Origin of the sequence: Blautia sp. HCN-20427, from assembly GCF_037890365.1 — a bacterium.
Taxonomy (GTDB): Bacteria; Bacillota; Clostridia; order Lachnospirales; family Lachnospiraceae; genus Blautia.
Genome location: NZ_JBBKBX010000014.1, coordinates 12,502 through 25,370, shown reverse-complemented (window position 1 = coordinate 25,370; position 12,869 = coordinate 12,502). Strand labels below are relative to the sequence as shown.

8 protein-coding genes and 1 other annotated feature are annotated in these 12,869 nt (G+C 46.2%); of the genes, 7 read left to right on the top strand and 1 reads right to left on the bottom strand.

What is annotated here, in order from left to right:
* The first annotated feature begins 16 nt into the window (after positions 1-16).
* The 5 genes from WKT17_RS09815 (at position 17) to WKT17_RS09795 (ending at position 6,459) form a co-directional block, all read left to right on the top strand.
* Positions 17-838, top strand: a complete 822-nt coding sequence (locus WKT17_RS09815) for an FAD binding domain-containing protein (RefSeq protein ID WP_340272615.1) — start codon at positions 17-19, stop codon at positions 836-838.
* Positions 828-1,298, top strand: a complete 471-nt coding sequence (locus WKT17_RS09810; RefSeq protein ID WP_173748166.1) for a (2Fe-2S)-binding protein — start codon at positions 828-830, stop codon at positions 1,296-1,298. Before WKT17_RS09815 ends, WKT17_RS09810 begins: the two co-directional genes overlap by 11 nt.
* Entirely contained in the window at positions 1,295-3,583 is a 2,289-nt protein-coding gene (locus tag WKT17_RS09805) for a xanthine dehydrogenase family protein molybdopterin-binding subunit (RefSeq protein ID WP_291682537.1), read from the top strand. The genes WKT17_RS09810 and WKT17_RS09805 overlap by 4 nt, the downstream gene beginning before the upstream one ends.
* 145 nt (positions 3,584-3,728) lie before the next feature.
* The gene (locus WKT17_RS09800) at positions 3,729-5,135 is read left to right on the top strand and encodes an APC family permease (protein WP_173748170.1); all 1,407 of its coding nucleotides are present in this window, start codon (positions 3,729-3,731) and stop codon (positions 5,133-5,135) included.
* Positions 5,136-5,190: 55 nt separating this feature from the next.
* On the top strand, positions 5,191-6,459 hold the full coding sequence (locus WKT17_RS09795) for a M18 family aminopeptidase (RefSeq protein WP_340272610.1): 1,269 nt from the start codon (positions 5,191-5,193) through the stop codon (positions 6,457-6,459).
* Positions 6,460-6,492: 33 nt separating this feature from the next.
* Here WKT17_RS09795 and WKT17_RS09790 read toward each other — a convergent pair whose 3' ends face one another.
* The gene (locus WKT17_RS09790) at positions 6,493-7,551 is read right to left on the bottom strand and encodes an endonuclease/exonuclease/phosphatase family protein (protein ID WP_173748174.1); all 1,059 of its coding nucleotides are present in this window, start codon (positions 7,549-7,551) and stop codon (positions 6,493-6,495) included.
* Between the two features lie 179 nt (positions 7,552-7,730).
* Positions 7,731-7,969, top strand: a binding site (T-box leader).
* 88 nt (positions 7,970-8,057) lie between these two features.
* On the opposite strand from WKT17_RS09790, the gene WKT17_RS09785 reads away from it, so the two are divergent.
* Positions 8,058-10,706 carry a valine--tRNA ligase gene (locus tag WKT17_RS09785; protein ID WP_340272607.1) on the top strand — a complete coding sequence of 883 codons (2,649 nt, stop codon included), beginning with the start codon at positions 8,058-8,060 and terminating at the stop codon, positions 10,704-10,706.
* A gap of 17 nt (positions 10,707-10,723) precedes the next feature.
* Positions 10,724-12,805, top strand: coding sequence for an LTA synthase family protein (locus WKT17_RS09780; protein ID WP_340272605.1), 2,082 nt, complete (start codon positions 10,724-10,726; stop codon positions 12,803-12,805).
* Positions 12,806-12,869: the final 64 nt, after the last annotated feature.

Here is a 12,869-nt window from a genome sequence, read left to right as displayed (position 1 = left end):
TCAGAGAGGAAAACCAATGTTAAAGATTAAAGAGTATGTAAAGGTAAAAGACCTGGAAGAGGCATATCTGTTAAATCAGAAGAAAACCGCCTGCGTACTTGGCGGTATGGTCTGGCTGAAAATGGGAAACCGCAATATCAGTACAGCCATTGACCTGTCCGGACTGGACCTGGATATGATAGAAGAAACAGAAGAGGAGTTCCGTATCGGAGCCATGACATCTTTGAGAACCCTGGAAACCCATAAAGGGCTGGATGGGTACACACAGGGAGCCGTGAAAAAGAGTCTGCGCCATATTGTGGGAGTGCAGTTTCGCAACTGTGCCACTGTGGGGGGCAGCATTTTTGGCAGATATGGATTTTCTGATGTGCTGACCATGTTCCTGGCTATGGATTCTTACGTGGAACTGTATAAAGGCGGAATTGTGCCTTTGGAAGATTTCGCAAAGAAAAAGCCGGACAGGGATATTCTGGTGCGGGTGATTGTGAAGAAAAGACCGATAAAAACGGTTTATCTCAGCCAGCGAAACAGCAGTACGGATTTCCCGGTGCTGACTTGCTGTGTGGGACTTTTTGCAGACGGGGAAGCACGGGCAGTTGTGGGGGCCTGTCCCCAAAGAGCCGGACTGGTTCAGGATGAACAGGGGATTTTAAAAGATTTTTGCAGCAAAGATTTAAAAGCGCAGGAGCAGGCTGCAGTTTCTTTTGCACAGTATGCAAAGGAAAGGGTGAAAACAGGAGGCAATATGCGCGCTTCTAAGGAATACAGAAGCCATCTGGTGGGCGTTTTGGTGAAACGGGCGCTGTTGGCAGCAGGAGGTATGGACAATGGAAATTAAATTCTGGCTGAATGGCGAAAAAACACAGATACAGGCAGAGCCGGATGCGCTGCTTTTAGATGTGCTGCGGAGTTTAGGCTGCTATAGCGTAAAGCGCGGCTGTGAGACGGCAAACTGTGGGCTGTGTACGGTATTAATGGAAGAAAGGCCGGTTCTTTCCTGCAGTATGCTGGCAGCAAGAGCAGAAGGAAAGCATGTGGTAACGCTGGAAGGCATGCAGGAAGAAGCGAAAGAATTTGGGGATTTTCTTGCAGGGGAGGGCGCAGAACAGTGCGGCTTTTGCAATCCCGGTTTTATTATGAATGTGTTTGCCATGCTGAAAGAACTGGAAGACCCTTCTGAGGAAGAGATTCACGAATATCTGGCAGGAAATCTGTGCCGCTGCTCCGGCTTTATGGGACAGACCAGAAGTATTTTGAAGTTTTTGCAGTATAAAAAGGAAGGAGGCGCGCAGAAATGAGTTATGTAAATCAGCCTGTGAAAAAGAAAGACGCAGAGGCTCTGGTAACGGGACAACCGGTGTATACCGATGACCTGGCTCCAAAGGACTGTCTGATTGTAAAGGTTTTAAGAAGTCCCCATGCCCATGCCATGATTGAAGAAATCCGCACGGAGGCGGCAAAAAAAGTACCGGGCATTGCCTGTATTCTTACTTATGAAGACGTGCCTCAGGAGAGATTTACCTTTGCCGGACAGACTTATCCCGAACTGAGCCCTTATGACCGTCTGATTCTGGACCGTCATATCCGGTTTGTGGGAGATGCGGTGGCCATTGTGGCAGGTGAAACAGAAAAAGCAGTAGACAAGGCCATGAAAATCATCAAAGTGCGCTATGAACTTCTGGAGCCCGTACTGGATTTTCATAAGGCGAAAGATAATCCGGTGCTGCTGCACCCGGAAGAAAACTGGGAATCCAAGGTGCCTGTGGGGGCGGACAATAAGAGGAATCTCTGTGCATCTAAGGTGGAAACGCTGGGAGATGTGGATGCTGTGCTAAAAGAATGTAAATATGTGGTGGAGAAAACCTATCATACAAAAGCCAATCAGCAGGCCATGATGGAGACTTTCCGCGCCTATACGTATCTGGATTATTTCGGCAGACTGAATGTGGTGGCTTCCACTCAGGTACCTTTTCATATCCGGAGAATTTTGGGACGTGCCCTGGGTATCGGCGCTTCTAATGTAAGAGTTATTAAGCCCAGAATCGGCGGAGGCTTCGGAGCCAAGCAGACTTCGGTAGCAGAAGTGTATCCGGCTCTTGTAACCTTGAAAACAAAACGTCCGGCAAAAATGATTTTTTCCAGATATGAGTCCCAGATTTGTTCTTCCCCTCGTCATGAAATGGAAGTGTCTGTGCGTCTGGGCGCTGATGAGCAGGGGATTTTAAAAGCGATTGATATTTATACGTTATCCAATACCGGTGCGTATGGAGAGCACGGTCCTACAACGGTAGGGCTGTCCGGGCACAAGCCTCTTGGCATGTACGGAAATACAGAAGCATACCGTTTTGCTTATGACGTGGTGTATACGAACCATATGTCTGCAGGCGCTTACCGGGGTTACGGGGCGACCCAGGGAATCTTTGCTGTGGAATCGGCCGTGGATGAACTGGCAGAGCAGATGAATATGGATCCCGTGCGTTTCCGGGAAATCAATATGTCAAAAGAAGGCGGAAAATTTATCGGATACGACGGAAGTCCATGGGTAACCAGCTGTACGCTGGATCAATGTATGGAAAAGGCAAAAGCCATGATGGGATGGGACGAAAAATATCCCCGCCGGGATATGGGCAATGGAAAAGTCCGCGGTGTAGGGGTTGCTCTGGCCATGCAGGGTTCTGCCATTGCAGGCGTGGATGTAGGCGGCGCAACCATCAAGCTGGGGGAGGACGGCTCCTATACGCTGAGTCTTGGCGCTACGGATATGGGAACCGGCTGTGATACGATTTTGGCCCAGATGGCAGCAGATGTGTTGGAAACGGAACTGGAAAATATTGTAGTGTTTGGTGTGGATACGGATATTTCTCCCTATGATTCAGGTTCCTATGCTTCTGCAACCACTTATGTAACGGGAATGGCTGTGTCAGATGCCTGCGGACAGTTGAGAGAAAAAATTAAGGGGCTGGGAGCGGAAATGCTGGAATTGGCAGCAAAAGATGTGGATTTTGACGGAAAGAGAGTTTATGCACTGGATGGGGAAAGAGAAGTCTCTCTGCAGGACATTGCCGTAAGGGGAACCTGCGGAAACAATGAATCTCTCCATGTGACAGTGAACCGTTCTTCTAAAATTTCCCCGCCGCCTTTTATGGTAGGTATGGCAGAAGTGGAAGTGGATAAGGAAACCGGAAGTGTGGAACTACTGGACTATGTGGCAGTGGTGGATTGCGGAACCCCGATTAATCCAAATCTGGCAAGAGTGCAGACCGAGGGTGGTCTGGCTCAGGGAATCGGTATGGCCTTGTACGAGGATATCCAATATAATGAAAAGGGACAGCTGCGGAACAATTCCTTTATGCAGTATAAGATTCCCAGTCGTACGGATATTCGGAAAATCCGGGTGGATTTTGCCCCGAGTTATGAGAAATCCCACCCCTTTGGCGCAAAGTCTATCGGAGAAATCGTTATCAACACCCCTTGTCCGGCCATTGCCAACGCTGTGTATCATGCCGTAGGTGTCCGCGTACAGGAAATGCCCATAAAACCGGAAAAAATTGCCATGGCGTTAGCTGAAAATGCAAAGTGTTAAAGCGTGAAAATGCCGAAAAATACGGAGTGAGAAAGAAGCAGAAAGTGAAAAATGCCGAATGGCAGTTAAAATTTGACTATAATTAGACGCTTTTTTGAGTATAATCACAAAGCGTCAAAAAAATCATAGTTAAGGAGAAAAAGTGATGAGTAACCACGAAAGTGAAAAGAAGATTATGTGGTACAGTCTTGCTTTTATGGCCTTTTCCACTGTGTGGGGATTCGGAAATGTCATAAATGGGTTTTCTGAATACGGCGGCTTAAAAGCAATCGTTTCATGGGCACTTATTTTTGCGGTGTATTTTGTACCATATGCGTTAATGGTAGGCGAAATGGGAAGCGCATTTAAAGATGCCGGCGGCGGTGTCAGCTCATGGATTCTGGAAACAATCGGACCGAGAATGGCTTATCTGGCAGGATGGACTTACTGGATTGTGCATATGCCTTATATTTCACAGAAGCCGAATGGTTCTGTTATTGCGGCAAGCTGGGCTATTTTCAGAGATGCCAGAGTCAGCCAGATGAACGTCAGAGTTCTGGCTGTTATCTGTCTGGTATTGTTCCTGTTTGCAGTATGGGTAGCATCAAGAGGTATCGGAGTACTGAAGAAACTTACTTCTTTAGCAGGTTCTACCATGTTTGTTATGTCTCTGCTGTTTATCGTGATGATGATTGCAGCACCGGCTATTACAGGGGCAGATGTCAGAAATATTGACTGGTCCATCAAAACCTTTATGCCGACCTTTGACAGCAAGTTCTTCTTAAACCTGTCTATTCTGGTATTTGCCGTAGGCGGATGTGAGAAGATTTCACCTTATGTAAACAAGATGAAAAATCCTTCTAAGGATTTCTCAAAAGGTATGATTACCCTGGCCATTATGGTTACTGTGTGTGCTGTTCTGGGAACCATTGCCCTGGGCATGATGTTCGATTCCAACAACATTCCGGAAGACCTGATGACAAACGGTGCTTATTATGCATTCCAGACTCTGGGCGAATATTATCATGTAGGCGATTTCTTTGTAGTGGTATATGCCATTACAAACTTAATCGGACAGTTTGCAGTTTTGATTCTGTCTATTGATGCGCCTCTTCGTATGCTTCTGGACAGCGCAGATGAAAGATATATTCCAAAGGCTCTGTTCAAACAGAATAAATACGGTACTTATACAAACGGACACAAAATGGTTACCGTGATTGTATCCATTCTCATTGTCGTTCCGGCTTTTGGTATTGAAAGCGTAGACGTACTGGTAAAATGGCTGGTAAAAGTAAACTCTGTATGTATGCCTCTGCGTTATCTGTGGGTATTTGCCGCATACATTGCTCTGAAGAAAGCGGGAGACAAATTCCATGCAGAATACCGCTTTGTAAAGAATAAGACAGTCGGTATTGTCTTTGGTGTATGGTGCTTTGCCTTTACAGCAATCGCATGTATTCTGGGTATCTATTCCGAAGATACCTTCCAGCTGGTACTGAATATTGTAACACCGTTCGTACTTATCGGACTGGGCTTTATTATGCCGGTTATTGCAAAACGTACAAATAAATAAAAATTACAGGGGGATTGCGGCAGCAGTCCCCTGCTGTGTTTCAGGAGGTAGAAAGATGTATAAAGAAACAGCAAAAGAATTGATTCAGTTTATTGAGAAAAGCCCGACCTGCTTTCATGCAGTAGCGGTCATGAAGGAAGAACTGGAAAAGGCAGGCTATGTGGAATTAAAGGAAACGGATAAATGGACAGTACAAAAGGGTGGAAAATATTTTGTTACCAGAAATGACTCTTCGCTCATTGCCCTGGCTGTACCCGAAGGAGAGATGAAAGGCTTCCGCATTATGGCAAGTCACAGCGATTCTCCCAGCTTTAAAATGAAAGAAAATCCGGAAATGACTGTGGACAACAAGTATGTAAAGCTGAATGTGGAGCGGTATGGCGGTATGATTTGCGCCCCATGGTTTGACAGACCGTTGTCTGTGGCAGGACGTATTATTGCGAAAGAAAACGGAAAACTGGTGACAAGACTGGTAGACGTAGACAGAGATTTACTCATGATTCCAAACCTGGCGATTCATATGAATCGGGAAGTGAATGATGGATACAAGTACAATGCACAGAAGGATTTACTGCCTCTTTTCGGTGATATTGCGGCAAAGGATACGTTTATGAAGACGGTAGCCGAAGCAGCGGGTGTAAAAGCAGAGGATATTCTGGGACATGATTTGTTCCTGTATAACAGAGAAAAGGGAAGTATCTGGGGAGCAAATGAGGAATATGTTTCCATAGGACGACTGGATGATTTGCAGTGTGCCTTTTCTTCCTTAAAGGGATTCCTGGCAGGAGAGAAGCAGGAATATATGGGGGTACACTGTGTACTGGACAATGAGGAAGTAGGAAGCGGTACGAAGCAGGGGGCAGCGTCTACCTTCCTGTATGATGTGCTGGTGCGCGTTAACCGGGCTCTGGGAGGGGATTATGAGGATTACCTCAGATATCTGGCAGGCAGCTTTATGGTATCTGCGGACAATGCCCATGCAGTTCATCCAAATTATACAGAAAAGGCGGACCCGGTAAACCGCCCGTACTTAAACGAAGGTATTGTTATCAAATACAGCGCAAACCAGAAATACTGCACAGACGGCGTTTCAGCAGCCATGTTTAAGGATTTGTGCCAGCAGGCGGAAGTTCCCTGTCAGACCTTTACCAACCGTTCTGATATTTTGGGCGGTTCCACACTGGGAAATATTTCTAACACGAAAGTGGCATTGAATGCAGTAGATATTGGCTTGCCGCAGCTTGCTATGCACTCTCCTTATGAAACAGTAGGGGTGAAAGACACGGAATATCTGATTCAGGTGGCAGAGAAATTATTTGCATAAAAAATTAAAGAGAGACGAAAAGAAGTGGAGTTCCTATTGGAACTCCACTTCCAGCATAACAGGCTGATGGTCTGTGTAGGCGAAATCCGTATTGACAACAGAAACATCAGAAACGTTTAAATTATCAGACACAATAAAGCCGTCCAGAACATACACCTGAGAAGTTTCGTAAGAGCCGGTATAGGGGGCGTTTAACAGGCGGCAGGTAGGATAGCTGTCATCGGTGGCAAAAGAAAAATGTTCCGGAAGGTCGTCCTGACCGATAGTGCCGGGAACCCAGCTTTCGCTGTTGTGTATGGGATAGGTATCCATGCCTTCAAACGTCTGGTTAAAGTCGCCTCCTGCAATGACATAATTTCCCGCAGCGTATTCCTGAGCCAGTTTTTCTGCCAGCATTTTGCTCTGGGCTGCTTTGCCCTCCCCACTGTCATAGGCTTCCAGGTGGAAATTAATCAGAACCAGTTCAGCCTCGGTACCCTTTAAAGGAATACGGGTCTCCAGCATACACCGTTTCAGATTGCAGGTTTTCACCGGCCAGGAGAAGGATTCCGGCAGAGAGATTCTGGAAGCGGAAGAAGTATGTAAATCCGTAAGCGTTAAAATTCCGCTGTTTACCTTTCCGATAGGTGGCAGGGGATAGGGAACAAAATCGCATTTAAAGTTGTAAGCCAGCACACCGTCCATGTCCAGGATATTTTCGTAATACGTTTCTTCATTCAGATGATAAGAGCGTTTGGAATCGGTGTCTACTTCCTGCAGAAAATAGGCATCTGCAGGATTGGCAGAGAGAATTTCCCCAATGCCCTTTAAGTTGTCCTCTACCTGTTCCTGACTGTCCGGCTGTACTTCATGACCGCCGTCCATGAAGAAATCTTCGGTTTTATCCAGTCCTGCGTACCCTGTGTTAAAGGTCATCACGCGGAAGGTATCTTCATTGGAAATCGTACGGACGCCGGAAGGGGGAGTCAGCGTTTCCACGGCTTTTGGACGGTATTCCCGAATGGTCAGCCAGACAATGCCGATAATCAGCAGAATTACTGCAAATAAAAGCAGAATCCCCACGGCTTTCAGGATTTTTTTTGTTTTGCTCATATGGTTACCTCCTGAATATAAAGTAAAAGCACTTTATATAGATTTTATTTTTCTCCGCTCATTGTAACACAATGCACAGAAATTGAACATGGAAAGTAAGAAGAAAGCAGGAAGATTAGAAAGATTTTAGAATTTCCCGTCTTGACAAAGACGGGCTTTGTGCTTATGATATTTTTCAGAAAAAGGTGATGAGAAAGAGGAGTACGTCTTGGAAACCGGCAGAGAGGACAATTCACCGGCTGAAAGATTGTCTGGGAGGGAAGAGACGGAAGGTAGCTTTTGAACCGGGGAACTGAAGAATCGGCTTGATACAGAAAAAAGTAGAGAAAAGGGTTTGGTAGGTTTCCACGCGTCGTCTGCGTTAAGGGACTTCAGAGTGATAAATAAAGGTGGTACCGCGATGACAGTCGCCCTTTGTAACTATTTTTTGAAAGATGGTTATGGAGGGGCTTTTTGTTTGCAGAAAATTCCAAAGCAGTCTCCAATAACCGCAAAGAGGAGGAACTATGAGCAAAGAACTTGCAAAAACTTATGACCCGAAAGGGCTGGAAGACCGTATTTACCAGAAATGGCTGGACAACAAATACTTCCATGCCCAGGTAAACAGAGACAAAAAACCATTTACCATTGTTATGCCCCCGCCAAACGTTACGGGACAGCTGCACATGGGACATGCCCTGGATGAAACCATGCAGGATATTCTCATCCGTTTTAAGAGAATGCAGGGATACGAAGCCCTCTGGCAGCCGGGAACCGACCATGCAGCTATTGCCACTGAGGTAAAGGTAATCGAGAAGCTGAAAGAGCAGGGTATTGACAAGAACGAAATCGGAAGAGAAGAATTTTTAAAACATGCCTGGGAATGGAAAGAAGAGTACGGCGGAAAAATTATCAACCAGCTGAAGAAACTGGGTGCTTCCGCAGACTGGGACAGAGAGCGTTTTACCATGGACGAGGGCTGTTCCAAAGCGGTGCAGGAAGTTTTCATCAAACTGTACGAAAAAGGCTATATTTACAAAGGCTCCAGAATCATCAACTGGTGTCCGGTATGTCAGACCTCTATTTCTGACGCAGAGGTAGAGCATGAGGACCAGGACGGATTTTTCTGGCACATCAATTATCCGGTAGTGGGCGAAGAAGGAAAATTCGTAGAAATCGCAACCACACGTCCGGAAACCCTTTTAGGAGATACTGCAGTCGCGGTAAATCCGGAAGACGAGCGTTACAAAGACCTGGTAGGCAAAATGCTGAAGCTGCCGCTGACAGAGAGAGAAATTCCGGTTGTGGCAGACGAATATGTAGACAAAGAATTCGGAACCGGCTGTGTGAAGATTACTCCGGCCCATGACCCCAATGACTTTGAGGTAGGAAAGAGACACAACCTTCCGGAAATCAATATCATGAACGATGACGCTACCATCAATGAACTGGGCGGCAAATACGCAGGTATGGACCGCTACGAAGCCAGAAAGGCCATGGTAGAGGACTTAAAGGAGCTGGGACTTCTGGTGAAAGTAGTTCCTCATTCCCATAGCGTAGGAACCCATGACCGCTGTAAGACTACGGTAGAACCTATGATTAAACCGCAGTGGTTTGTCCGCATGAAGGAAATGGGCGAAGCGGCTATTCAGACTTTACAGGACGGTAATCTGAAATTTGTGCCGGAGCGTTTTGACAAGATTTATATGCACTGGCTGGAAAATATCAGAGACTGGTGTATTTCCCGTCAGCTCTGGTGGGGACACAGAATCCCGGCCTACTACTGCGAGGAATGCGGGGAGACTGTTGTGGCAGGAGAAATGCCGGAAAAATGCCCAAAATGCGGCTGCACCCACCTGCATCAGGACGAGGATACCCTGGATACCTGGTTCTCCTCTGCACTGTGGCCCTTCTCTACCCTTGGCTGGCCGGAAAACACAGAGGAACTGGATTACTTCTATCCGACAGACGTACTGGTAACCGGATATGATATTATTTTCTTCTGGGTTATCCGTATGGTATTCTCCGGTCTGGAACAGACAGGAAAGACACCGTTCCATCATGTGCTGATTCATGGTCTGGTAAGAGATTCCCAGGGGCGCAAGATGAGCAAATCCCTTGGAAACGGCATTGACCCGCTGGAAGTCATCGACAAATACGGCGCCGACGCCCTGCGTCTGACTCTGATGACAGGAAATGCGCCTGGAAACGACATGCGTTTCTACTGGGAGAGGGTCGAAGCCAGCAGAAACTTTGCCAATAAGGTATGGAATGCCTCCAGATTTATTATGATGAACCTGGAAAAAGCAGAGATTCCGGCAGACATTGATTTATCTGTACTGACCGGCGCAGACAAGTGGATTCTCTCCAAAGTCAATACACTGGCCAAAGATGTGACAGAGAATCTGGACAAATACGAACTGGGTATTGCCGTACAGAAGGTTTACGACTTCATCTGGGAGGAATTCTGTGACTGGTATATTGAAATGGTGAAACCCCGTCTTTACAGCGAAGAAGACACCACAAAAGCCGCGGCTCTGTGGACTTTGAAGACGGTTCTGGCCAATGCATTAAAACTGCTGCACCCATACATGCCGTTTATCACAGAGGAAATTTTCTGCACTTTGTGTCCGGAAGAAGAATCCATTATGATTTCTTCCTGGCCGGAATTTACAGAAGCATGGAATTTCACAGCAGACGAAGAAGCTGTGGAAATGATGAAAGAGGCGGTAAGAAGTATCCGTAATGTCCGCACAGGCATGAATGTACCGCCAAGCAAGAAAGCAAAAGTTTATGTAGTGTCTGAAAATGAAGGGGTAAGAGAAGTATTTGAAAACGGAAAAGTTTTCTTTGCCTCTCTTGGTTATGCCAGCGAAGTGCTGGTACAGGCAGACAAGACAGGCATTGCAGACGACGCGGTGTCTGCAGTGACCTCAGAAGCTGTGATTTACATGCCTTTTGCCGAACTGGTGGATATTGAGAAGGAAATCGAAAGACTGAAAAAAGAAGAGGAAAAACTGGAAAAAGAGCTTGCGCGCGTAAATGGTATGCTGAAGAATGAACGTTTCATCAGTAAGGCACCGGAAAGCAAGGTAGCCGAAGAACGCGAGAAATTAGAGCGTTATACCAATATGATGGAACAGGTGAAGTTAAGACTTGCACAGCTTCAGCCCTGATTAAGGAGAAGAACGCTATGAAAGAAACCAGAAAGATATTAAGTATTGAGTATCTTAATATGTTTTCCGTTCCGCTGCAGATGCTGGCCGTCTGCATCGGATACTTCTTTATCGAGGCAATTTCCAGACATTCCCTCTGGAAAGCCGTGGATTTTATGAAGGAACGCCCTCTGGTGTTCCTTTATAATGCCTTTTTAATTTTTACAACAACGCTGATTGTGTACCTGTTCAGAAGAAGAGTATTCTGGAGAACCATTCTTTTTATCTTCTGGATGGGGCTGGGGATTATTAACGGTGTACTGTTGAGCAACCGTGTAACTCCGTTTACGGGGCCGGATTTGCATTTGATTACCGATGCGTTTCAGATTGCGGACAGATATCTGTCCCCTTTCTTTTTCGTGGTAGTGGTCATTGTGGCAGTGCTGGCAGTTATCGGGCTCATTATCCTGTTTTTCAAAGGACCCAGATATCAGGGGAAAATGCGTTATAAGCTGAATATTCCTCTGATTGCCGTGGGAATTGCTGCTTTTGCAGGTACTACGAAGCTGGCGCTGGAAAAAAGGGTGTTATCGAATTATTTCGGAAATATCGCCTTTGCTTATGAAGATTATGGATATCCGTACTGTCTGGCTACTACAGTTTTCAATACAGGGATTGGGCTTCCAAGAGATTATTCAGAAGAAGCTGTGGAAAACATTGTGAAAAGCGAGGAAAGTCTGCCGGAAACGGGAGAGAAAAGACCCAATATTCTGTTTTTGCAGTTGGAATCCTTTTTTGACCCGGAACTGGTGGAGTATCTGAATATTTCCGAAGATCCTATTCCTAATTTCCGCAAACTTATGCAGGAATATTCTTCGGGGTATTTTAAGGTTCCTTCCGTAGGAGCCGGTACGGCAAATACGGAGTTTGAATCCATTACCGGCATGAGTATGCGCTATTTCGGACCAGGAGAATATCCCTACAAGAGTATTTTGAAGGAAACCACCTGTGAGAGCGCAGCGTACGTGCTGAAAAGTCTGGGATATGGAACCCATGCCATTCATAATAATGAGGCGAACTTCTACGGAAGAAAAAATGTATTTGCCAATCTTGGCTTTGACAGTTTTACGTCTGAGGAGTATATGTCAGAACAGGACGATACGAATCCCAATGACTGGGTGAGAGACCATAACCTGACCAAGTATATCCTGCAGGCCATGGAGTCTACAGAAGGGCCGGATTACGTGTATACCATTTCTGTGCAGGGACATGGGGATTATCCGGAAGAACCTGTGTTGGAAAATCCCAAGATTACGGTCAGCGGCGCCAGCAGTCAGGCAGAAAATTATAAATGGGAGTATTACTGCAACCAGATTTATGAAATGGACCAGTTTATAAAAGAACTGACCGATGAACTGTCCAAGCTGGACGAAGATGTGGTGCTGGTTATGTACGGCGACCATCTGCCCACCATGGGACTGACCGTTACGGATGTGAAGAATAAATACCTTTTCCAGACCGAGTATGTTATCTGGGATAACATGGGGCTGGAGAAGCAAGATAAAAACCTGGCCGCTTATCAGATGGCCGCAGAGGTCATGGACCGGGTAGGCATTCACGAGGGCAATGTATTCCGCTTCCATCAAGCCAGAAGAAATACTAAGAATTATCAGGTGGATTTGGAAATGCTGCAGTATGACATTCTGTATGGAGAGAAGTATGTCTACGGAGGCAAAAATCCTTTTGAACGGGTGAAAATGCATCTGGGTGTGGAAGATGCACAGCTTGACAGCATAGAGAAAATTTCCGACGGACAGTATTATATCAAGGGTAAAAACCTGACCCAGTCGGCCTTTTTGGAGGTCAACGGCGAACTGGTGGCAGCCAACTTTGTAGATGAGAATACGCTGCTGCTTCTGGATACAGAACTGAAGGAAAACGATACGGTGGATATTGCCATCCGAAGCAACAGTTCCACCCACAGAGTTCTCACGAGAACAGAGAAATATATTTATCATGAGCCCGCAGAGGGCAGTAACCAGGCTGTCCTGGAACCCATCCGCACCGAAGAGCCGGAGACGGAAGTGACAGAAGAGAGCCAGACGGAAAAGGAAGAATAAAGCGAAAAACTTTTTAGCAAACCGACATAATTTGCTTGCATATTGTCACCACTTCATTATAATG